General features: G+C 40.4%; 14 protein-coding genes. 3 read left to right on the plus strand and 11 right to left on the minus strand.

The window, feature by feature from the left end; translation table 11 throughout:
* Positions 1-76: 76 nt before the first annotated feature.
* The 6 genes from OCV72_RS05550 to OCV72_RS05575 form a co-directional block, all read right to left on the minus strand.
* Entirely contained in the window at positions 77-412 is a 336-nt protein-coding gene (locus OCV72_RS05550; RefSeq protein ID WP_055282500.1) for a DUF6050 family protein, read from the minus strand.
* The gene (locus tag OCV72_RS05555; protein WP_055282502.1) at positions 409-2,019 is read right to left on the minus strand and encodes a recombinase family protein; all 1,611 of its coding nucleotides are present in this window, start codon (positions 2,017-2,019) and stop codon (positions 409-411) included. Before OCV72_RS05555 ends, OCV72_RS05550 begins: the two co-directional genes overlap by 4 nt.
* Positions 2,012-3,706, minus strand: a complete 1,695-nt coding sequence (locus OCV72_RS05560) for a recombinase family protein (protein ID WP_055282505.1) — start codon at positions 3,704-3,706, stop codon at positions 2,012-2,014. The genes OCV72_RS05555 and OCV72_RS05560 overlap by 8 nt, the downstream gene beginning before the upstream one ends.
* 2 nt (positions 3,707-3,708) lie before the next feature.
* Positions 3,709-5,208, minus strand: a complete 1,500-nt coding sequence (locus tag OCV72_RS05565; protein ID WP_055282507.1) for a recombinase family protein — start codon at positions 5,206-5,208, stop codon at positions 3,709-3,711.
* Positions 5,196-6,851, minus strand: coding sequence for a recombinase family protein (locus OCV72_RS05570; protein ID WP_055282509.1), 1,656 nt, complete (start codon positions 6,849-6,851; stop codon positions 5,196-5,198). Before OCV72_RS05570 ends, OCV72_RS05565 begins: the two co-directional genes overlap by 13 nt.
* A 174-nt stretch (positions 6,852-7,025) precedes the next feature.
* Positions 7,026-7,286, minus strand: coding sequence for a DUF6870 family protein (locus OCV72_RS05575; RefSeq protein ID WP_055282511.1), 261 nt, complete (start codon positions 7,284-7,286; stop codon positions 7,026-7,028).
* Between the two features lie 362 nt (positions 7,287-7,648).
* Here OCV72_RS05575 and OCV72_RS05580 point away from each other — a divergent pair, with 362 nt between their 5' ends.
* Together OCV72_RS05580 and OCV72_RS05585 are read left to right on the plus strand one after the other, a co-directional pair.
* Entirely contained in the window at positions 7,649-8,038 is a 390-nt protein-coding gene (locus tag OCV72_RS05580; RefSeq protein ID WP_055282513.1) for a plasmid mobilization protein, read from the plus strand.
* Positions 8,010-9,662, plus strand: a complete 1,653-nt coding sequence (locus tag OCV72_RS05585; protein ID WP_055282515.1) for a relaxase/mobilization nuclease domain-containing protein — start codon at positions 8,010-8,012, stop codon at positions 9,660-9,662. The genes OCV72_RS05580 and OCV72_RS05585 overlap by 29 nt, the downstream gene beginning before the upstream one ends.
* Positions 9,663-9,725: 63 nt before the next feature.
* Here the strand turns inward: OCV72_RS05585 and OCV72_RS05590 are convergent, their stop codons facing one another.
* Positions 9,726-10,163 (minus strand): hypothetical protein, encoded by a 438-nt coding sequence (locus OCV72_RS05590; protein WP_055282517.1) that lies wholly within the window; start codon positions 10,161-10,163, stop codon positions 9,726-9,728.
* A gap of 103 nt (positions 10,164-10,266) precedes the next feature.
* Here OCV72_RS05590 and OCV72_RS05595 point away from each other — a divergent pair, with 103 nt between their 5' ends.
* Complete coding sequence (locus OCV72_RS05595) at positions 10,267-10,467, plus strand: helix-turn-helix domain-containing protein (RefSeq protein WP_029730851.1); 201 nt, start codon at positions 10,267-10,269, stop codon at positions 10,465-10,467.
* A gap of 82 nt (positions 10,468-10,549) precedes the next feature.
* On the opposite strand, the gene OCV72_RS05600 is transcribed toward OCV72_RS05595, so the two are convergent.
* From OCV72_RS05600 to OCV72_RS16605, 4 genes are read right to left on the minus strand one after another with little or no spacing between them, the layout of a single operon-like run.
* The gene (locus OCV72_RS05600; protein WP_055282519.1) at positions 10,550-11,401 is read right to left on the minus strand and encodes a YodL domain-containing protein; all 852 of its coding nucleotides are present in this window, start codon (positions 11,399-11,401) and stop codon (positions 10,550-10,552) included.
* Positions 11,398-11,631, minus strand: coding sequence for a transposon-transfer assisting family protein (locus tag OCV72_RS05605; RefSeq protein ID WP_029730849.1), 234 nt, complete (start codon positions 11,629-11,631; stop codon positions 11,398-11,400). The genes OCV72_RS05600 and OCV72_RS05605 overlap by 4 nt, the downstream gene beginning before the upstream one ends.
* Entirely contained in the window at positions 11,628-16,364 is a 4,737-nt protein-coding gene (locus OCV72_RS05610) for a DUF3849 domain-containing protein (protein WP_055282521.1), read from the minus strand. Before OCV72_RS05610 ends, OCV72_RS05605 begins: the two co-directional genes overlap by 4 nt.
* A 59-nt stretch (positions 16,365-16,423) precedes the next feature.
* A complete protein-coding gene (locus OCV72_RS16605; RefSeq protein ID WP_055282524.1) occupies positions 16,424-24,877 on the minus strand; it encodes an Eco57I restriction-modification methylase domain-containing protein in 8,454 nt (2,817 codons plus the stop codon).
* Positions 24,878-24,882 lie beyond the last annotated feature (5 nt).

The following is a 24,882-nucleotide window of genomic DNA, read 5'->3' on the forward strand; positions in this document are numbered from 1 at the left end:
CCGCATCATATAAATGGCAAAATAAAACCACAGGCATATCACTTTACACCTGTGGTCATATTTCATACTATTATTTTTAGCAAGTCCTTTTATGTATCACCACAATCTTGCTAATTGGAAATCCCACCATATACCATACCGCCCGGATTCCAAGCCATGCTGCAATCACACAACCAAATATCCCGCCTACAATTACGCACAGAGCAGCCATTCCAAGGATACCGGATAAATCCCAATGCCAGGGAATTATAATAAACATATGTGGGATTCCCACTGGCACTCCGTAAACCAGCATAAATCTGAACCAGTCAATTTCCCCATCCACCATATAAATATATTTTCCAATCCATCCAAGCAGAAGCAACCCTGCAAATACTAAGATTCCTTTACATACAAAATTTTTAAATGTCATGCTTCCTTTACCCCTTTCTGGTATTTTTCTATTGCTTTCATCAGAACATCATCAAAACTGAATACTATCTCTATCCTCTTTTTATCATATACATAAACTGTATCAATCGTGGCATTTACAAGTTCTTTTGTAATCTTCTCATGCTGCATTTCCCCTTCCAGTAATTCAACAGCAGATGCCACTTTACTTTTATATGCTTCTTCCTCCGCCGATAAACATGTGAGTGTTTCTATCTCTGCCTGTATGCCATTCATTCGATCCGTAATCTGCATTTTTTTCATCATATACTTTTCTTTCGTTATAATACCTTCCGCATACGATTCATACTGACGTATTCTCTCACTTTTTAACACATTACTCTCAGCCTCTAGCTGTTTTATCTTTTTTCTTCTGACACTATCCAAATTAGTTGTCTTTTCCTCAAAATCCAACTGTATAGCATCCAATACATAAAGGACACGTTTTAAAGCATACCATACATGCCCTTCTATAATTGAAACAGAAACCATTTCGTCTGAACACTTGGCAAATTTTCCTGTCATCTTTTTATGTGGACAATATACCCTGTCATTAGCACCGGATTCCATCAATACCATTGATCGTCTGCAATTCCCACATCTGACTTTTCCTTTCAATGCAAACTTTCTTGTACCCCGGTAATCTGGTTTTTTCATAAATGCGATAGTTGCCTTTGCTATTTCATATTCTTCCTCTGACACGATTGCCGGATGAACATTTTTTGTAATAACCACATCTTTATCCCTCGATTTTCTGGTTACTTTACTGCCAACCGCAATACTTTGTCGTTTTCCCTGCACTAAAGCTCCTGTATATTCATATCTTCCAAGAATGGCTCGAACCATGCCACAATCCCACAGAATTTCCGACTCTGGCATTTTTTGATTATATCCATAATGCGTAAGACCATTCTCTTTATTATATCTTCCCGGTGTAGGTATTCTCTGTTCATTCATATAATAAGAAATCTGAGAAGTACTGCATCCCTCGATTGCCTTATCAAAAATCGTTCGCACATATTTCCCTGCTACCGGATCTATCAACCATTCCCCTGTTTTACTATCTCGTAAATAACCAAAAGGCGGTTTTCCCCCAGTCCATTGACCATTTTTCCATTTCACTCTTAATGCACTTTTCAGCTTTTTAGAAATGTCTTTGCTATAAAGGTTGTTGACCAAGTTATGAATTGCCATATCCATTCCCATAGTTTTTCCTAAATAATCATTGCTGTCATAATTATTGTTTAATGAGATAAAACGGATTTCCAGTATTGGAAGTACTTGCTCCAGGTAATCTCCTACACCAATATAATCTCTGCCAAATCGTGAAAAATCTTTTACAATAATCGTATCTATTTTCCCAGTTTTCGCATCCTCTATCATGCGTTTAAACGCCGGACGCTCAAAATTAGTTCCTGAATAACCGTCATCCACATACTCTATATATTCATCTGACAGGTCATCCCTGTCCTGAACAAAATTTACAAGAAGCGTTCTCTGGTTATCAATACTGTTACTTTCATCCTTATTGTCTTTTCCCAAATCTCCATCTGCAATAGATAACCTCAGATACAATCCATTCTTACGCACTTTTAACACCCTCTATCAATTCTGTTATCTGTTTAAATTTATCATCACACTTGAAGCGCACATGAATGCTTCCGTTTTTATATATCTCCACATATTCTACAAGTTCCTGTACCAGTGCTTCATTGAAGCTCCTGTCAGAAAGATACTGCTCCAAGTTGCTGACCATATTCATATATCTGTCAGTTTTTTTCTCCAACATTCTTTGATTCTGTTTTGCAATTTGCAAATCATCCCTCAGATTTTGTAACTCCCGGATATAACGCTCTTTCATCATATCGAAGTCCTCTTTTTCTACAATCCTACCTACATAGTCCTCATACAATACAGTGTTCTTTTCTTCTGCCTGCGCTATTTTTCTTTCCAACATCCGCACTTTTGCAGCTGCTTCATAAAAAGCATTTTTCTCACTGGAATCACTTTTCAATTTTTGTAACAGCTTTTTTCTGTCACACATACTTCTTATAAGAATCTGAATTTGATCCATCACAAGTATCTTCAGCAGATTTTCTTCTATCTTCTGACCGCAATAATTATTCGCATAATTTTGAGCAGAACAGGTATAATAAATTCCTACTTTCTCCATTGTCTTATAATTATGGGTATAGCGGACACAATACATTGGACGTCCACAATCTCCACATCGAACCATACCGGGAAAACAGTCTTTGTATTTTTCTCTGTCCTCCATATATTTTAAATGCCAGTTTCTTGTGACCTTTTTTATTTTATTTGACCTTTCCTGCAGTTCTTCATAATCATCCCTTGCGATCATCGGCGTATGCATATCTCTCTGAACATTCCAGTCCTCCGGCGAAGTTCTATACTGCTTTATCCCTTTATACAATGACTGCTTCAACTTTCCGGTTACAATATCTCCAACATATGTAGGGTTATTCACAATCTTATCTACTGTATCCGTTCTCCACTTTGTCTGTTCTAACGGAACAGTCAATACACCAGTTTTTTCTCTTTGTCCAGGTGTTGCAATTCCCATGAGATTTAATCTATCTGCAATTTTCTTTTTGCTGACTCCCATCATATACCACTGAAATATCATCCTTACAAATGGTGCAACCTCTTCATCAACAATCTGTCTGTGCCTATCCTCTGAACGGACATATCCAAATGCTACTTTTGATAAAGTAATATTTCCCTTTTTTCGCTGTGCATCTTTTGCAGCCAGAATCTTTTTTGACATATCTTTTGCATACATGGCATTAACCATATTTTTTAATGGAACACTGATGTTTTCCCTGTCCTCTTTTCTGGAACTGTCATAATCATCTGTAATTGCGATAAACCTTACATTTAACCTTGGTAAAATCGTTTCCAGATAATATCCTGTTTCCAGATAGTCCCTGCCAAAACGTGATAAGTCTTTTACAACAATACACTGAATCTTTCCTGACCGGACATCTTCCATGAGTTTCAAGAAGCCTGGTCGTTCAAAATTAGTTCCGCTAAATCCATTGTCTATATATGTATCTGCCAATTTTAAATCCGGATGCTCCTCTATGAACTTTTCAACCAGCATTTGTTGTACAACTAAAGTTTCGTCCGTTTCATTTCCACCATTTTCAACAGATAATCGAATATACGCTCCGGTATCTATCAGATTCTCACAGTTTTCTATAATCTGATTACTAACAGCCTCAACATTTTTATTTCTTCTGCTTTTCCTTGCCATCGCTATTCCTCCATCCATTCTTCTGGGAAATAATTCTTCCAGTTCTGCATTGTCAGGTATACATGCACATCTCTTAAATCTGAAACAATTATTTTATCTACCCATTTTTTAACATGTTGACTTTCCAACTTCTCCGGTAACTCTTCCCTTTGAAATGTTTTTATCCATTCATTTTCCTCGCTATAAGCCTTTTTCATATTTGCAAGCCTGTCCATCAGTCCTTCAAAATCGTTTTCATACATTTGCAACTGCGCCTGTATTTCTTCTTTTTTCTCCTGATATTCTGTCTGACCAATCTCATAGTCCCGGAATTTTTCATATAAAGGAATACGGTCTTTCTCTACCTGCTCCATTTCCTGAAATATCATCCATGCCTTTTCTGAATATTGTTGAGTCTCTTTCTGTAATAGCTGTTGCATTTTTTCTGTCTGCAAATATGCTTTCATTTTTTCAGCCATATCCATTTCCAGAGAAATTGCATTTTTTACTGCCTCTGTAACCTTAGCTTCTTCTATATAAATTTTTCTTTTCTTTGGTAATTCACCCATCTGCGGATTGAACACAAAAGCAACGTCACCACTTCGGAAATTTCTCAGGTACAACGGCTTTCCAGTTGCTTCATCATAGATTTTTCTTACATATGGCCCCGGCTTCCCACCTATGATATTATCTGTAGTTGTTCGACTTTTAATAAGTCTTCTAGCCTGATCAAAAACTCCTTCATCTAGTATTGGTGTTATTGAAAGCGTACAAACTTCTCCGTTGATTGTTTTCTGCCAATAGCCATCATATGCTGTACATTCTAAAATCCTCCGCAAAGCGCCCTCGCTCCACCTATTTTCATAATGCGGCCAGTGCTTATGCCCCACTCTCGCATTATGTACCATTGGAGATTCTTCTCCTCGCTCATTCAGAATGGCTACTATCTTTTTTATAGAGATTTCTGCCAATGTCATTTGAAATATCTCCCGTACAATCTTCGCAGCCTCTTCCTCGACAATTAATTCTTTTCTATCTTCTGAAAGTATGTATCCATATTTTTCATCGTGAACTGTATAATATCCCTCTACCTGTTCACGAATCGCATATTCACGCATACTCTTTACCTGTACCGCAATTTTCTCTTTTCTGAAATACTCGTCTATTTCTTCCCTGCTTTTTCCAATACTGCAAAAATCGCTCTGTACTATCGCAAAGTGAAGTCCCGCCGGAAAGAATGTTTTAACCAGTACATCTTCCGCACAGGAAATATATTTTCCGCAACGGTCAACACTATCTACTACCACCATATCAAATTTACGGTTAATCCCATCTGCCGTCATTTCTTCAAAAGCTGTATTTTCATTTTCGTCCTTTTTCCGGTCACTGTATTTTGCTACCAGCTTCCAACCATGTGATTGTATATAGTTCTGAATATGTTCATTCTGCTGTTGGATAATATCTGATGGAATTTTCTTTGTATTTTTGCACGATGTAGTCCTTGTATAACTTACGCACCGCATTTAAATCTACCTTCCCTTTCTTCCATTTCCCGAATATTCTGAGCTGCTTCTGTCATTTCCTGTATTTCGTCTGCATACTTAAAGCAAATTTCCAGACGGTCTTTTCCATACACAATGACTTTATCAATTAGAGTAACTACCGCTTTACGATCAAGCTGTGTAATATTCTGATAGCACTTGAAATCCTCAATCCAAGGGTGTTCCCTTTTTCCCTCCGCAGATGCCTTTTCTTTCCTCTGCTCTAATTCACGTTCTGCCTTTTCCGCATTATGTAGCTTGTCTGTAAATCTCCGGTTATACTCATGGTATTCTTCTCTCGTCACAATGTTATCTAACATATCCTGATACAACCGGGTTTTTAAATCTTTATACTTCTCTACTTCCTCATGCAGAACCACCAACTGCTTTTCCAGTGAATCCAGTTCTGTTTTTTTATAATTTTTCATTCCACTGTTCTGAATGATATTCTCCGCATTTACCAATAAGGCAATCTGCCTTTGTATAGCATCCAAAACAACTTTATGAACCGTCTTTTCACTAATCAGATGTGAACTACATCCATCTCCGTTTTTATATGTAGAACAATGGTAGTAATAATACCGCTTTCCATTTTTTGTTGTGCTTCTCTTCACCATGTTCTGCCCGCAATCTCCACATCGCAAAAATCCCGAAAAAATATATACGGATTCTTCCTCTGGTGCTGTGCGGGTATCCAGTTCCATCAATGACTGTACATACTGAAATATTTCCTCTGCAATAATCGCTTCATGCGTTTTCTCTACACGAATCCAGTTTTCTTCTGCTACTGGTCTGCACTCTTTTACTTTATAGTTGATTTTACGATTCTTTCCCTGAACCATTGTTCCTGTATATAACTCATTTGTCAAAATGCGATTTACAGTTGTGACCGCCCATTTAGGCTTGGCTCCTGAACGAAATCCACTATTATAATTCATACCACAGCTTCGTTTATATTCCATTGGTGGAAGCACTCCCATTTCATTCAGCTTCTCTGCAATCCTTTGAGAACTGTAACCGTCCATTTTCAGATTGAAAATATATCGGACTATATCTGCTGCATATTCATCTATAATGAGATGATTTTTATTCTCTGGATCTTTCTGATAGCCATACCCGGCAAAGCTGCCAATAAACTGTCCATTTTTTCTTTTTACATCTAACTGACTTCGGATTTTAATTGAGATGTCCCTGCAATAAGCATCATTTATCAGATTCTTAAAAGGAACAATGATCTGGTCTGCATCATCCGATTCTGCTGCACTGTCATAATGGTCTGTAACTGCAATAAACCTTACTCCAAGAAACGGGAATATCTTTTCCAGGTATCTTCCTGTTTCAATATAGTTTCTTCCCAGTCTGGATAAGTCCTTGACGATAATACAGTTGATTTTCTTTTTCTTCACATCCTCAATCAATCGCTTAAATGCAGGACGTTCAAAATTTGTTCCACTGTAACCATCGTCAACATATTCATCGACCAATGTGATCTCTGGGTGCTGTTTTACAAAATCGTTAATCAGACTTCTTTGATTGCGGATACTATCACTTTCCAATTTATCTCCGTCTTCTCTGGAGAGTCTGAGATAGTCCGCTGCTAATATAGACTTTTGATTGAAATACATAAAGCCATCAACCTCCTAATTTACTATGCCGTCCGGCAGTGTAAACCAAGAAATTCATGGCTTCTTGAATGCTTTTAAATTTTGACCCAACACCATATTAACATAACTTCTGGCTCACTGCTATACCTTTTTTCATTCTTTTTAAATTTCTTTCCATCCTGTTTTTCTTCATTTTCACAACGAGATACACCTGTTCAGGCTTTCTTCCAGTGTACATTTTCCAGTAAAACTTATTTTTACCGCTACTCCATGAGAGATATAGCAATACGGATTTTTAATCTGCCTGATATAATCTGCAATCCGTTCTTCCTGTGGCAGTTCTGTTTGTATCTGCACCTGCTCTATATCTACCAGACTGCTTGTGTCTACCGTTCTAATATCTATCTCTGCCATCTCCTGCATTTCTTCTGGTGTTGGTAATTCTTTCTCTGCCATTTTTACACCTCCCGGAAAAAACTACTTCTACCTATAAAGCTCGGCAGAGGCTATTTACCAACCTGCATTTCCTGTTTTTTTATTTTTTTCATTTTGAGGGTTGGTAAACAGGCTTTCCAAAGCCTTATTAGTAAAGGGATTTCTTTCTTAGAGCAAGTTTCGCCCTGGCTGCCAGAAACCCGGTTCCCGGATTTTGACAGCAGGCAACTTGATGGGGATTTTGCTCCCCATACCCTCAAGCACAATCAATGATTGTTTCATTGGTTCCCATTTGCATGGTCACAGCGTAATAATTTTTTATTACTTAACTTTCACAGCAGACTGTGAATTTTACTTACAAAAAAAACTGGAGGATTAAAGTTATGACAAGACCTAAAAAAGAAGAAATGTATCGTAACCATCGTATTACCGTTCGTTTCACTGAGACAGAATTTTCAATTATCGAAACTGCCGCCAAACAAGCTAATATGTCATTGGCTTCTTATGTGCGAACACAAGTTTTAAAAGGAAAAGTACAGACCAAAATTGAAATAGTTGCTGATGTTCCAGAAATAAAGAAACTGCTCGCAGAGTTTGGAAAGATAGGCAGCAACCTCAATCAGATTGCAAAATATTTTAATCAGGGTGGGATTCTTTCTCAGGAAATGCGAGGAGAAATAAATAAGCGACTTCGAGATTTATACGAAATGAAATATAAGGTAATGGAAATGGCAGGTGACTTTCATGGCAATACTGAAACATATAGCAAGTAAAAATGCAGATTATGGAGAAGCTGAACGTTATCTGATCTTTCAACATGACGAATATACACAGAAACCTATCCTTGATGAAAACGGTCATATGCTTATTCGTGAGGAATACTATCTTGATGGAATAAACTGCAACCCATTTACCTTTGCAGCGGAATGTCAGGAAACAAATGCTTATTTTCATAAGAACCAATCTTACAATGATATCAAGTCACACCACTATATCATCAGCTTCGATCCTAAAGACCGGGACGAACATGGATTGACTGGAGAACTGGCGCAGCAACTTGGCGTAGAATATGCCAAAGAGAATTTTCCCGGACACCAGGCACTTGTCTGTACTCACACTGACGGTCACAATGGTAGTGGCAATATTCATGTGCATATTGTAATCAACAGTATCCGCAAATATGACACTAAGCCTCAGCCCTATATGGAATTTGACCGGGATTCAAAAGCTGGATATAAACATCATCTTTCCGATAGATACCGAATCTATTTAAAGCAAAAAGTCATGGATATGTGTACCGCCAATGGGTTGAACCAGGTAGACCTTCTAACACCTGCGGAAAGGAAAATATCTGAAAAAGAGTACTGGGCAAAACGCAGAGGACAAAAAAAACTTGATAAACACAATGCACAGCTTGAAAAGAAAGGGCTGACTCCAAGGCAGACTACTTTTCAAACCGAGAAGCAATATCTTCGTGATGCGATTGATACAGTTGCTTCACAGGCAATATCACAAGAAGATTTTTCCAGATTGCTGTCTGAAAAATATAATATTACATTCAAAGTCAGTCGTGGCAGATACAGCTACCTGCATCCCAATCGCAGTAAATACATTACTGGAAGAAGCCTTGGTACGCTTTATGAGGAAAAACATCTTCTGCAAATATTTCAAGAAAATTCTACCTCACAGATTACTGAAAATCCGGTTCCTGATATTTCTCAAGTTGTTAATTCTTCAACTCCAACAGTTTCTGCCTACACTGCTACAACTACAGAAGCTCCACATACTTTTCTCTTTATAAAATCTGATTTACGGTTGGTAACAGATTTGCAGCATTGTATTAAAGCACAGCAAAGTCAGGCGTATGCTCAAAAAGTAAAACTGTCTAACCTGAAAATGATGGCTCAGACAGTTGCCTATGTACAGGAACATGGCTTTCAATCCAAGGCAGATTTAGATGCAGCTCTTTCCGATGCCTCTGCTCAAAGCACTGATGCAAGAAATGCACTAAAATCCACAGAGAATACTTTGAAGAATGTCAATGAACAGATTCATTATACCGGACAGTATCTTGCCAATAAATCTATATATTCTGATTACCGCAAAAGTCGGAACAAAGAAAAATTTTATGATGATCACCGGGCAGAACTTACACTCTATGAATCTGCCCTCCGAATACTCAAAGAAAAATCACAGGGCAATAAACTTCCTACATTAAAAATGCTGCGTGAGGAAAAGAATCGCTTAACAGAATTACAGACGATGCAACGTGAAGACTTTAATGCCCGACGGGAACATGAACGGGAACTCCGTACAGTGTGTTCCAATGTAGATATTATTCTTGGAACCTCACAAGTTCAAAATCGCCAGCGTGAACATACACAAGAAAAATCATAACCGACTTTTTTTCATAAAAATAGAGGTTCTTCCTTAAATCCAGGGAAGCAAACCTCTATTTCTCTATTCTACCTTTTCTCCATCTACATACAATATAAATTTTTCAGGGTTGTGGATAATATCATATTCCCCATTTTCTTCATCTGATAAATACGCTATCTCACAGAATTGCTTATTATCGTTAAAGTCGTTTTCCGTCTTATATACATTGATCTGTAATTCTGTCGGGCATACCATATCATAAGAAAACTTTATAGACTGAAAAGAATTTTCCCTGCACATTTTTATAATCTGTTTTGCCAGTTCCTTTTTATCAGCAATTTCCTCCTGATTTGCTACAACTGTTAAATGTTCCGTAGTGTTAAATCTCGTACTATTGACTGCATCAGGAATTTCCGAAAGTTCCTTCGACTGCACTCTATAAAATCCACTACATATACACAATACACATATGAAACAAACAACTACCAGTACAATTCCTTTTATCCTCTGCTTTTTCAATCCATCTCCTCCTCATTGATATGGGTTCCGAAAACAGAACCTTTGTTACTTTCTATCTTAACCCTATAATGAGGGAAAGACAAGAAAAAGGTGGAGATAGCCGTTGATTAAATATGATAAATTGTGGCTTACCATGCAGGAAAGAGGTATCACAAAATACACTCTTCACAAAGAATATCATTTCAGTAAGTCCCTGATACATCGTTTGCAGAATAATGAAGGTGTCAGTATGAACACCATCAACACTCTCTGTAATATTCTGGATTGTAAAATTGAAGATATTGCAACACACTATAAAGACTAGCCCTAACTGATTATTCGTCACTGGCCAGTCTTTTTCTATGCAAAAAAAGAAGCCAGCCACAACTGTGACTAGCCTCTCATTTTTATTTTTTTGTACGCTCCACGTCTTGTCCCATTATCTGCTGCATTGCTTTCTGTCCACTACGCTTGGCAACTTCTTCCTTTTTCTCATTCAGCTTCGCAAGAACGGATTCTTTTGGACGCTTCTTTTTATCTTTCGGTGCAGAATTATTTCTAAGTCCGTCAATCATATTATAATTTGCTTCCTCTGTAATTTCCGCACTTCTCAGGTATTCCCCATTTTCCAGATACTTCTGCCAGTTATCCAGTTTCGGTTTACTATTTTCTGTCTGTTCCTGCACTGGCGGATGCAGAGAATCAAGAATTTTCTGTTTTACCGCATCATCAAATCCATTATATGTGCTATCTACAATCACTTTGCCGTCCTGGTTCAAAACTACATACGCAACATCTTTCCCATACTGCTCATGTTCCATAAGGAAATAATTCTTGCCTTCTACCAGCAGATAATCTATTACTTCCCATGATCCGTCTTTTCCCTCTATTTCATAGCCAACCGTATCCTTCGTAAGTCCACCGTTTTCCGAAGATGCAACTTTCATAAAATCAGAAATCTCTATAAAAGCATCTTTATTTACATAGTAAACAGTCGTGATACCATTATCATTCAAGATTATCACGTCACTGGTACTGATTGCATGACCTTTATAATTATGTGGTTGTTTCTTCTCCAGCTCCTTTTTTATCTGCTCTGGCGTTTCTCCCGGTTTCATTGTTCCAAGATACACCTGTTCATAATTTTTCACCTGCACAGGAATCTGATCCTGTGCAAGTTCTTCATAGGTACGGAAAAGAAGGTTTCTCAATTCCGGCTTCTTTTTTAACTGATAAACTGCAAACTGACTTCTACTCATTCTCCATCCACCTCCAAGTCTGCTTTATAAATCTCTACGGTTCTTTCCAGCTCTTTGTATCCTTCATCGCTAAGATAATACAGCTTCTGAATTGTTGTAAATATCAGATACTTCATATCTTCATCCAGATAGGAAAAAATTTCATCCATAGCATTCATTGTCTGAATCCTGTCACCCGCATCAAAAATCGCAACAGCAATATATTCATCTTCCTCAAATCTTACCATCATAATGACACCTCTCCCTTCTTATGTGTTCTGGATTTTTCTTTCGTTGCAGTCTGTTCCTGCTCTTTTATTTTTGCCTGACGTTCCCGGAGTGCCTGAAGAACAGATTCTTTTCTGCTCTTTGGATGTGAAACATTTTCTTTCTGTATAGGCTTATCTCCAACTACCTGTTCTGTTCTTTTTGTAAGTTCCTGCTTCCTGGCAAAATATTTTTCCACATCATCCATTGCTTTCTGAACTAATGGACTTTCCTTATAGTGTTTAATCATCTCCACACCTTCCCGGTCTACTTTTCCCAGTCGCATAAGATCATACGGTCCGTCATAATCGCTTCCATCATGCAGTTCAAATCCAACACCTTTTATCCCATTCATACGTTCAGCGGGAATGGTTTCATAAATGTGTAAGGCTTCTTCCAAAGTAAGATTTTCGTGGTACTCACCCATAACAGGAAATTCCATACACTCCGCAACATAAAAAGTGATCGTGTCTTCCGGCTGTTTCTGCTCTGGCTGTCTGGTAAAAACAGAAAGTGTTTCTGCATTTTTCAGACGTGAAAGTAATGACTGGGCAGTGACTACATCGCTGTCTATATCCGATTCTTCTGTCACCTCAGTCAGCCAGTCTTTTAAACCTGCTGTCTCCTTGTTCAAAATATCCTCTGTGAGTTTCTCAACCTGTTCTTCCCTATTTTCAACGGTATCTTTATATTCATAAGTATCATATTCATAACTAAAATTATCCAAGTCCACTGCGAGTTTCCTGATTTCCTGCTGATCAAGATAGGCTTCCGATTCCTTTATATACTCTGCCAAAGTAATTCTTTCTTCTAAGATTGGGTTAATGTCTACTTTAATGCCTGCTATTGCCATACCATACGAATTCAATTCGTTAAAAAAACTATCCTCTCGAATATTTCCTCGATAAGAAAGCACCACATCAAGATCAGAATCTGCACGATACAGGTCATCTCTGCTTCTGGAACCATGTACTCTCGCCCCAATCAATGTAACTTCATTTTCCAGTCCCATTTCTTCCAGAACAGCTCTTGCATGAAATAAAACTTCATATTCAATTTCTGCCCTGTCCATCCCATTCAATGCTGTTTCACATCTGCCAAGTTCCGAAGTGAATCGAACATCTCCACTGGCCAGCACTTCTTTAGAATGACTGATTACCTTATCCCGAAACTCCCTGTCATCAACTTTTACACATTCAACATCTTCCAATCCTTCATTTTTCAAGCTGGCATACATTGCTTTCTGAATAGAATCTTCTGGATTTCCACAGGCATCTCCTGAAATTTCATGAAGTTCCTGATCATAAACCAGGTATTTATAGCCATCCTCCGTCGGTTGCACTGTTAAATACATACCAGACATTTTAAATTGTACGGTTATTCCCTCATAACTTTTTAATGCCGCTTCCCTGTCATAACCATCAAAAAAAGCCTTTGGGCAAGTACGTTCAAATTGTATCTTCTCCAGTCTCTCTTCTTCTGCATATTCAATTTCTGCATACATTTCTTCATAATCCATCACGCTTGCATCTTCTATCGAAAGTCCTTCATCTTCCAAAATATTCTCCATTGCTTCAGTAATAGAAATAGTCGGATCATCATAAACGCCGCCATCCAGTTCCAGATAATCTTTATCATAGAATGTATAATCATAACCATCTTCTACCGTCTGAATTGTAAAATACTGATCTCCAATCTGGTATGCTATCTCTGTATCATGCACTGCCAGACTGTTTCCTATCTCTTTAAAAGTATTGTATATCTGCGGATTCAGCCATCCTTCCACTTCCTGGCAATCATAAATCAATGTATCTATTCCATTCTTACACTGAATAAAATCAAGACTACCTCGCAACGGTGCTGTATTTTCAATTCCAAGAGCTTTCATTTTATGATTAGGCAGAGAGTAATATGCTCCAAGGGCAGCTCCCAAATCCTTATATCTCTCGATCTTCATCCCACCTTTTGCTGCCAGATCTTCGATCACATAATATTGGTCAATATAATGATTTTCTGGCATTTTCAGGTCAATGCCATTATTTTCTCTGACTTTATGTATCTCGAAAAAGCTGAATTTCTGTTCTTCACCCCGCAGATTCTGTCCGGTCAGTGTCGGCTCCCATGTATCTGTACTGATTGGCTGCTGTTCCATGATTTTCATAACTGTTCCGTCTGCTAAGATGACTGTTGCCTGGTCTGGAAGATCTATCAGGTCATACACCGTTGCACCATTTTCTTCCAGATATTCTGAAATAGCTTCCCTGGCTCCTTCATCAAATCCATGCCAGATGTCCTCTGCCACCAGTGTCCCATTTTCCGATACGATAATATCTGCCACGTCCTGACCGTATTCCTCATTTCGCATCTGGAAGAATCGCTCCCCATGATATGTTTTCATATCCATCGCATACCAGGTGCCTGTATGTCCTTCTGCTTCATACCCTCTTGTAGTTTCAGTGATATGCTGATTTTTCACACCAAGCACCTCTTCCAGTTTCCGGGTACGGATTTCTTTTCTTGCCATATCAATAAATCCATTCAGGACTGCAGGATGGCTGCCCACAATATAGTCCCTGTTCAGATCCATTCCCCGGCTGATATTTTCCGGAATATCAATGCCATCTGCCCACCGTTTATTGCCATCAGAAAATCTACCATCATAAGAAAGCTGTTTCAATGTATTTGCCAGAACAAATGCAACCCGTTCTTCCCCGTATTTTTCAATCACACCTACTGCAACATCTGGATTTAAACGCATACCGTTGAATCCCTCTGCGATTGCCTGTTCGATAGCATTTTTACAATCAATGTTCAGTTTTCTGGAATCCAGATAAGCATCTACATTTCTCTCCTGCATAGCTTTTTCCAAAGTTCCCATATAAACTTCTGGATATGCTTTTACCGGATTATCATTTAACATTTCAACTCTCTGTGCCACAAAGTCCGGCAATTCTGTAAATCCAAAGGAATCTACATAGTATGCGGCTAATCTTCCACCCCGGTTCATAATGATCACGTCACTGACTGACATGGAATGTCCGGTAAAATCGTTTGGACGCTCTATATTAAATCGCTCAAAGAGATTGTCCAGTGTCGTAGCATCTCTCAGTCTTTCACTGTAAACCATCTGATAGTCTTTGCCATCTACGGTAAATCCCATTTCTTTTGCCGTTTCCAGACTTAAAAACTGATACCCTCTTTCTTCCTGTCCACTGTTAATCTGATAAATACCATAACGTTTTCCATCACTTTCCAGAAGAAGCGTTTCTTTGATCTTTGCTTTTTCTTCCGGTGTCATAATCGTTTCCTGACTTCTCCGGTAATTTTCCCATTCAAATTTCGTCACTCCGAATAACCCGTCATGCTGTAAAATATCCAATTCCAGATTCATAATTCTTTGCGACTGTTCCTGACCACCAACTGCTCCGGTCAGTCCATAAACCGTTACTCCCTCATGGTGCAATTCCACTGCCCGTTCCCTGGTAAGCGGAAGCATACTTTCTGAATAAAATCCGACTTCATGCAATTCTGATAAACCAATCATCGAATCCGGCAGACTTTCAATCTGTTCCTCCGCTTCTCCAATCAATTTTTGTACCGCTTCTTTGTTTCCATCCAGAATAGATTCTGCAAGATTCTCTGCCAGTTTTTCCATTGCTTCCCTATCATCCAGTTTATAAGCAAAATTCACGATAAGATTTCTCTGGTCATTGCTGAAAATCGTCCGTTCCTGCTCCAGACGATTAATAGTCTGTTCTGCATACTGCATGGCACTCATTTCTTCTGTCTGCTCCACAACATCTGCTTCCTGCTCTGCTCTTTCTATCTGAAGTTCTTTGAGTTTTTCCTCAATCTGTCCGATCATATCAGCAGAAGTCTTACGGATGGTGTCCATAGAAGCACGAAGCTCTTTCATATTTTTACCGGAAGACCAGCTTGCAATATAGGAAAAAGAATACTCCGATGTGTCCAGTCCGAAATGGTTACATACCACATAGGCAACACTTTCTGCTTCTACTTCCCTTGTAAGCTGATCTTTTACGATGCCCTCTACTTCCATCTGATCACGATCATGCAATACTGCATGTGCGGTTTCATGCACCGCTGTTTTCATGGTTTGTGCCTCACTCATGCCAGGCTGGATAGCAATATATTTATCGACAAGCTGATAAAAGCCTTTCGCCTCCCCATCAATCTCAATAAAACGGATAGGAACCGGGGCAACCATTTTTAATGATTCCATAAAATCATGGTAGATCAAAACATCTCCATCCAGTTCTGATACCTCAAACTCTGGAATCGGTTCTCCTGTGGTCTGGCTGACATCAAATACTGTCGTAACCCGGAATTTTGTAATAACACGCTCTACTACTTCTGTTTCCGGCTGTCCATCTTTCCCAATCACAATCTCGCCTGTTTCCGGATCAGTTTTTTCAATCTCCTGTTTCTCTTTAAACGGAGCCGGGGCAATAATCTGGATGCCTTTTTCCCCTCTTTTTACCTGTCGGTTGAATTTCTTCTGCCATGCCTGATACCCCGCTACCAGTGTTGCTTCCGGTTTCTGCATAGCGATCAACAATGTATTATTAAAACTGTAATTATGGAACTTTGCCATTGTATTCAGATATTCCGTATATTTTTCTGATGTGAATATTTCTGCAACACCCTGTTCCAACTGCTCTGTAATCTGCTTTAACTGTTCTTCTCTGTTTGCCATAATCAAACCCTCCATAGAAAAATCCCGCCAAAGCTATGGTCACTCTGACGGGATACCCTTTATAACTCCTGTTCGTGTTTCTTTTTTGGTTTCTGCTGTATTTCGCCTGTCTGCTCCTGCTGTTTCTGTTCTTTCAGTCTTTCCAGAATAGATGTTTTATGAACACTGTCAGCAATTCTGTCCTGTCGTTCCTCTGTCACGTTTACTTCCGGATTTTCCCCAATGCCCTCATCTGCCAGAAGATTTTCTCCCCCTTTCTCATCCATGTTCAGCATGGCATTTAGTTCTGCCAGACGTTCCATTTTTTCACTCAGTTCCGCTTCTTTCGGGAATGGCTTCTGCACCTCTTCCTGTGCGGTCTTTAACTGCTGTTGTACCGTTTCCAGATTCTGCTCGGTATCTGCCAGCTTTTTCTCGATTGCAGAAAGTGCATTATGAATCCTCTGGATATTGCCCAGAGTATCCTTTCCGAACTCAATCTTATAAGAACATTTTCCCTTGATCGTCAGGGTATAAGTATTCGACAGGAAATTGTATTCTGAAGAAAGTGCAAAACCATGATATTCTCCGATCTGCCCTGCTGATTTTACGGACTTCAAGCCGGATGCTGCTGAAATGAGTGCAACTCCCGCTTCTTTTTTATCGGTATACAGCTTTCCACCAACTGTCATTGCAAAGTGGTCATTATCCTGCAAATCTATTCCTTTTACTACATCTGCATCCACACGCATACCGGCAATCTTCTCTTTTAATGCTGTAATCTGTACCGGATACCGCTTTGCAATATCCGATTCCAGACGATAGATCTGACTGGTGTGGTTTGCTTTCAAAAGTTTCAGTTTACTTACCTGCACATCCAGATCCATTTTTTCTTTGATGTACTCGTTTCCTGTTGCCAGTGCTTTGATTTCTGCATAGGACAGAGCTGTATCATCTACATCTTCACAGGCACGCACCGGGGATTTACTGGTCATGATCTGTGAAATAAACTTCTGCTTGTTTTCCAGAATCTGCCACATGTACGAATCAAACGTATTTTCCGTTACATACCGGAAGATTTTTACCTTGTCATTCTGGTTTCCCTGCCTGAGAATACGTCCCTCCTGCTGTTCCAAGTCGGACGGTTTCCAGGGGCAGTCCAGATGATGCAGTGCAAGTAGTCTGTCCTGGACGTTGGTACCAGCGCCGAGTTTCGGAGTGGAACCCATCAGGATTCTTACCTGCCCGGCCCGCACCTTTGCAAACAACTCCGCTTTTTTTACTTCCGTATTGTATTCATGAATAAATGCGATCTGCTCTTTCGGGATTCCCCGTTCCACCAGCTTGTTTCTTACATCATCATAAACATTGAACGTTCCGTCAGTTTTCGGTGTACTGAGGTCACAGAAGATTAACTGGGTAGCCTGTGTATCTTTTCCGTCCTCCCATACCTGGAAAGCATTCTCCACACAGGCATTTACCTTGCTTTTCCCTGCGTCTGGCAACATATCATTTAAAAGCCTCTGGTCTAATGCACATTTTCTTCCATCATTGGTAATTTTGAGCATGTTATCTACCCTTGGATCTACCGCACCTCCCCTAACCTGCTCTGCACGTTCTGAAAATGCTTCCACCATTTCTTTCTGCTCATCGCTCGGTTTTAATACTTCATTGATATATTCTGCTTCCGGTACAGGAAGATTCAACATGTCCGCAGTCTGAATATCTGCTGTTTCCTTAAATATGGAAATCAGTTCCGGAAGATTAAAGAAACGGGCAAATCGTGTTTTTGCACGATAGCCCGTCCCTTCCGGTGACAATTCGATTGCCGTAACAGTTTCTCCAAAAGTAGCTGCCCACGAATCAAAATGCCCCATTCCCATATTCATTAAAGTATCATACTGGAGGTATCTCATAATGGTGTATAATTCGGTCATACTGTTTGATACGGGTGTTCCCGTTGCAAACGTAATTCCCTTTCCCCCGGTAATCTCATCCATGTACCTGCATTTCATAAACATATCTGAACTTTTCTGTGCATCGGTCTGTGAAATGCCTGCCACATTCCGCATTTTAGTGTATAAAAAAAGATTTTTGTAATAATGTGACTCGTCCACAAACAGCCTGTCCACGCCTAACTGCTCAAAAGTCACAACATCATCTTTTCGTGTCTGGTCATTTAATTTTTCCAGTTTTGCTTTCAGGGTTTTCTTCGTCTTTTCCATCTGTTTAACGGTATACTGCTCTCCAACCTGCGTCTTTGCTGATTCAATAGAAAATGTAATATCTGCAATCTGATCTTCAAGCAATGCAATCTGTCTTTCCCTAGAAAGCGGGATTTTTTCGAACTGGCTGTGTCCAATAATAACCGCATCATAATCCCCTGTTGCGATTCTGGAACAGAACCGTTTTCTGTTTGCCGGTTCAAAATCTTTCTTTGTTGCCACCAGAACATTTGCTCCCGGATACAAGCGTAAAAAATCGCTTCCCCACTGTTCCAGCAAATGGTTTGGAACCACATAAAGGCTCTTTTGTGCCAGTCCCAGACGCTTGCTCTCCATACCAGCTGCGATCATCTGGAATGTCTTGCCTGCACCTACACAGTGTGCGAGCAGGGTATTATTTCCATAAAGAATATGTGCCACCGCATTTTTCTGATGCTCCATCAGCTTAATTTCCGGATTCATTCCGACAAACTGGATATGACTGCCATCATATTCTCTTGGTCTTACACTGTTAAACCGTTCATTATAAATCTTGCAGAGCGTTTCCCGTCGGCTCATATCCTTAAAGATCCACTCTTTAAATTCCTCCCGGATCAGTTCCTGCTTCTGCTGCGCCAGAGTAGTTTCCTTTCGGTTCAGTACCCGGTGTTCCCCATCCGCATCATGTATTGTGTCATAAATTTTTGTATCATGCAGATTCAACGCATCCTCCAACAATCTATAAGCATTTGCCCTTTGTGTTCCATAAGTTGATGTGGAAAGTGGATTATTGCTGCTATCCACATTCTTTCCCTTTACATTCCACTGTCCAGTCACTTCCGCATACTGCACTTTAATACGCTCATAATTGATATGGTGTCGTGGTGTATGGAATGTTTCTGCCATGAACTCTGTAATATAGTCCGGAGAAATCCATGTTGCACCAAGCCTTGCTTCAATCTCGGAAGCATCCAGGTCTTTCGGCTGTACCCGTTCCAGTGCCTGCACATTGACCATATATTCCGGATGGTTTTCTGCAAACTGCCTTGCAACGTTCAGCTTCTCCCTGACATTCCCGGAAAGATACTCGTCGGATGGCTCCCATTTATCTGTAAGCGGATTTTTGAAGATAACACCTGTAAGCTCCTCTGTGACCTCTTCCTCTGTTTTCCCTGTAAGCTCCATCATATAAGGAATATCCACTTTCGCCTTTTCCCCGATAGATACCGCCAGTGCCTCACTTGCAGTATCTACCGATGTTACCGGCTCTGCCCTGCGGATCGTCCTTTTCGTAAATATGTCTGCTTTCCGCTTCAACTCGCCCTTTTCATCCAGAAATTCAAGGGAAGTCAAAAGGCAATAGCTGCTGTCCATGCTGAACGCTCTTTTATTTGCATTGCTGCTGAGTAGTCCATACTTGGCAGTAAAACTGTCATAAACCTGATTCAACTCAGCCTGTAAGCTGGCAACCTCTTCATCACTGCATTCTTCCAACTGCCGTTCCAGAAGTCTGTTTGTTGCATCCCGGATCGCAACCATCCCTCTGACACGTTCGCCTGTCACAACGGGAAGTTCCATCTTATTCATAACAGAATTTTCCCTGTAATAAATATCCTCTCCGACAAGTGCAAAGCTGAAGTTCTTAATGTCCGGATCTGCCGGTATGGATACCACCTGTTCTTCCAGTTCCGTATCCGAAATCTCCTGCTCTGTGATGGTTCCCTGGATATGCTTCACCGCTTCTTTTAACTGCTCAGCCAGATCTGCTCCCTCTTTTGCCTTTACCGTTACTTCCTGTTTTCCGTACTGGGTACTTTCTGTTGTAAAATCCCCAAGCACCATTTCCGGATGGTCAGCAAAATAAGAATTGACCGTATATCCTTCTGGTGTGGTTTTTAACTGTACCCAGTCTGGCTCTGTGATCGCAGCCCTGTCCCTTTTCTGGAAAAACAGAATATCCGCAACCACACTGGTATTGGCATTTCTCTGGAAAGCATTGTTCGGTAAGCGAATCGCCCCAAGCAGGTCTGCCCGATTTGCAAAATACTGTCGGACTTCCAGATTCTGTTTATCCATCGTACCGCTTGATGTGACAACTGCCACCACTCCTCCGGGACGTAGCAGGTCTAAAGATTTTGCAATAAAATAGTCATGGATCATAAAATGGTATCGGTCATACTTGCGATCACTGACCTGGTATGCCCCAAACGGTACATTTCCGATTACGCAGTCAAAAAAGCTGTCCGGGTAACTGGTTTCCTCAAATCCCTGTACTGCAATCCTGTTCTTCTGGTAAAGCTGCTTTGCAATCTGCCCGGAAATCGGATCAAGCTCTACACCATACATATTTGTGGTACTCATACTTTCCGGTAAAAGTCCCATAAAGTTTCCTACTCCACAGGACGGTTCCAGGATATTTCCCTGTTTCAGTCCCATGTTTCCAAGTGCTTCATACATTGCCTTGATGACTGTTGGAGAAGTATAAAAAGCGTTCAGCGTTGATGCCCTTGCTGCACTGTATTCTTCTGGCGTAAGGACTCCTTTTAACTGTGTATATTCCTCTGCCCAGGCACTGTTTCTTTCTTCAAAAGCCTGGGGAATACCGCCCCATCCAACATACCTCGACAACACTTCCTGTTCTTCCGGTGTTGCTAATCTCTGATCCTGTTCCAGTTCTTTCAGTAGCCGGATAGCTTCCATATTTGCTTTAAACTTTGCCTTCGGACCGCCAGCACCAAGGTCATCGTCCGTAATATGGAAGTTATGAGGTTCCTGTTCCTGCACCTGTTCATTCTGCAGATATGGCAAAAATTCTCCCTCATAGCCAAACAGTTCGTTCTCCCCTGGAATATAATTTCGTCCAGTTTCCATACACCGGAAAATATCAGCTTTTGATGAACCACTTGCTTCGTAAAATCCTGCATAGGAATATAAAATATCATCTTCTCGCTCGTAGGTAGTCAAATGTAATTCTGTATTTCCTCTTGTCTGGTTTACCAGTTCTTTCCCTTCCAGACCTTGCGGAAGAATCCCCACTGGTTCAAAATGATACCCCTGATATTCAAATACATTCTCGTCCCACTGTTCCTGTACAACTACATCTTCTGACTCAGACTCTGATTCTTGTAAATCCAGTTCTTGTCGTACTCTGGTAATTTCTTCTGGATTCATGACATGATCTGTATATGGCTCGATCATATCCTCCTGCCATCTGCCATTATCATTCCAGAGTTTTTCCGAAATGTCAGAAACCAACTGCATCTGTTCCGGTGAAAAGTCTGGATTCAATACTGGTTCTAACATACGCTCCTGTTCAGCCAGCTTTCGGATAACCGCCATCTGTTCCTCGGAAAAATCCTCTACAGATTTTCCAACTGTATCCATACTGTCATAGATCAGTTCGCCTACACGACTTTTTAATACATAATCATCCTCATAAAAGCCATCTTCCCACAATTCTTTTGCTTCTTCAAAGGACATATGCGGATCTGCCTCTGGTTCTTCATTCTGTATCTCTTCCACTTCTGCAGCCGATTCTTCTACTTCCAGTTCTTCCGTAATTTCCTCTGGTTCAGAATTACTCATAATGTCAAATAAAGACATCTGGTATCCTGTCAAGCCTTCCGTCTGCTCTGCTACTTCCTGTGCCGGGAAAATCGTATAGCTGCCCTCCACATACTGATGTACTTCTGTTAAAAGCTGTAATTTCTTCTCATAAGTTTCATTTACTGATTCAAAATTCAATGGCAGCATTGCCAGTGCATCGTCCATCGCCTGTAACAGTTTCTGTGCCTGTTCCGAATCATTCAGCATAGCAGGTAATTCTTTTTTTGCTTCTTCATTGAAGAAATCCTGTTTAAATGGACGCTCAATTTCTTCTGGCAGTCTTGCATAAAAGCTGATCACTTTCCCTGCAATTCGTTCCCTTTCATAATCTGGCATACGGGAATAATCAGCAGAATGTAAAAACTGTTGATTATCAATCAGATAACCGACTCTTTTCGCCACTTTTGCCCAGGGAAGCAACACCGAAGTATCTGGATTCCCATAGGTTCCTCTCTCCAGTTTCAACCCTTTTCCGTCATAATCTGCATGGGAATTATCTGCACCACATAAAGCGTGGCTACAACCACCTGTACCGTATTTTTCCTTAATAAAATCTGTTCTCGCTTTATCATCTTCATTCAGAAGATAAAACGAATAGGTAGAAAGCCTGCCATCAGAATAAGGACCTCCACCGGCAAGAAAAGAGTCTATTTCATCCTGAGTAATAAACACCTTATGTTCCTGCCATGCAAATTCCTCCCTGGCACTGTATGGAACCACTTCTGCTGCAAATTTCTGGAACTGACTGGATATTCTGACTGGGTTATAGGTACGGAACCGCATAATGCTTCTATCTTCCTCATAAGCCATTGCCAGTCCTTCCAGACGCTCATTCATATCTGACAGCCACTGCGAATCTGACAACTTTTCTTCCAGATAATCTGTTATTTCCGGATAAATACTGCGAAGATATGGTAAATCTTCTTCATCAAAAACAAGTTCCGCTACACCCTCTGCCATATCCGCTTTCATATAGGCAAGTGCCTGGGCATGTTCCTTTACTGCGTTCTCCCTTGCAACATCGAGTACAGACTGCGGTGCATATTCACCCTGTTTCAAAAGCTGATGGATACGTCCACTCACATCTTCCCAGGATAAAAACACCTTATCCAGAATCTGATCCGTAACCGTATGTCCTACTGCAATCTGCAATCCGGTTTCATCAAACCAGACCGAATACTCCATACCATTGATTTCAAAGCCTTTTCCACCAGTCCCATACTCCCGCTTCACAAACTCCGTATATTCCTCCGGTGTCTGTTCGCTCATAAAATTATAGATAATACGAAGCTGGCTCTTGCTTCGGTTTCCTCCGGTTCTTAAAACCTCATCGACCACTTCACTTGGAATGGCAATCTCTCCTGCATAAAGGGCAGCTACTCTGTTTTCAATTTCTCGTTTCTGTTCATTTACAGACGGAAGTTCTGGCAAAGATAAAGCAGAGGCAATTTCTTCCTCTGCTTTACTTAACTGATCTTCACTTGTATCTTCAATTAACTGTATACCAATTCCGTCAAGATGCTCTCTTCCGCTGTTGCCGTCAGACTGTTCATATGTGCTGTCCACGCCATCGGGTTCTCCTCTTTCGACGGTGCCGGATTCTTCTCCAACAGTTTCTCCATCAGTACTTCCAATCTCTCCTGTGCCGCTTTCTCGATCTCCTCCAGATGGCTGTTCAATTTCCCGGTCAGCAACAGGCTCTGGTACAGGCTGTTCTTGTACTCCTTCAGAAATGTCCTCCGCAGCATTCCGTATTTCCCGATCTGTGCTTCTGTTTCCTGAATTGTCAGGTTTGGAAACAGATAATCCCCTTTTCGATAATATGTCAGTGCCATTCTCATTTCCTCCTTCATTTTCCTGTGAATATTCTTTTTCTGTAATAGTATCGTTGTTTTCTTTGTTTTCACGAATTAACGTGTTAAAGTTATTATAATTCCTTTCTTCTGAATTTTCAATACCTTTTTTCATTTCTTCTAATGAAATGCGATGTACATATCTTCCAATATCCACCAGAACTGATTCACTCGCTCTGCTTGTGGCATTTCCAATGAATGTCAGCACAGAGAGGCGATTGTAATCTGTAATATGTACAAAATCCATTTCCTCCTGCCGTTCCATTGGATCAAGTCCGCATCTGGAAGCAAGTGTATAATAAATGCTGTCCGTCAACAGACTTCGGAACTCACTGCGGATGGTATCTTCATCCAGTTCTTCCAGATAGGTTCCCTCTGTCACATACAACAGACCATCCAGATACTCCTCCAGATTTTCCTCCACCATATACCTAGCGGTTGCCATCAAAGCGTCAGAAAGATTTTTCGTATCTTTCGCTTCCAATCCATAAACTTCTTCCAGGTGAAGCAATACCTCTTCCTGCTGTTCTTCCTGTAGTTTCCACAGATACGGTGTTCTTCCACCATTTACCATATGGGTATCCTGAACATCGAATACATATCGAAGTCTTGTTTTCTGCGTGGTTTCATCTATAAGGGCAATTCCTTTTGCCCCTCTGTTTACCCACCGGAACATTTTTTGATTCCATAATTCCAGCGACGCACAGGCAGTTGCCTGTGGACGCTGTGCATGAATCAGAAGCTGATCCATAAATGGGTATCGGTATAATCTGGCTGCGGTATCCAGATAGTTCATCCAGTCCCTGGGCGAACTGCTGATACTGGATGCATGTGCTTCTGCAAGACCTCTTATATCTTCCAATCGAGCCATAACCT

The organism is Dorea amylophila, from assembly GCF_025567265.1.
In the GTDB taxonomy this organism is placed as follows: Bacteria; Bacillota; Clostridia; order Lachnospirales; family Lachnospiraceae; genus Dorea_A; species Dorea_A amylophila.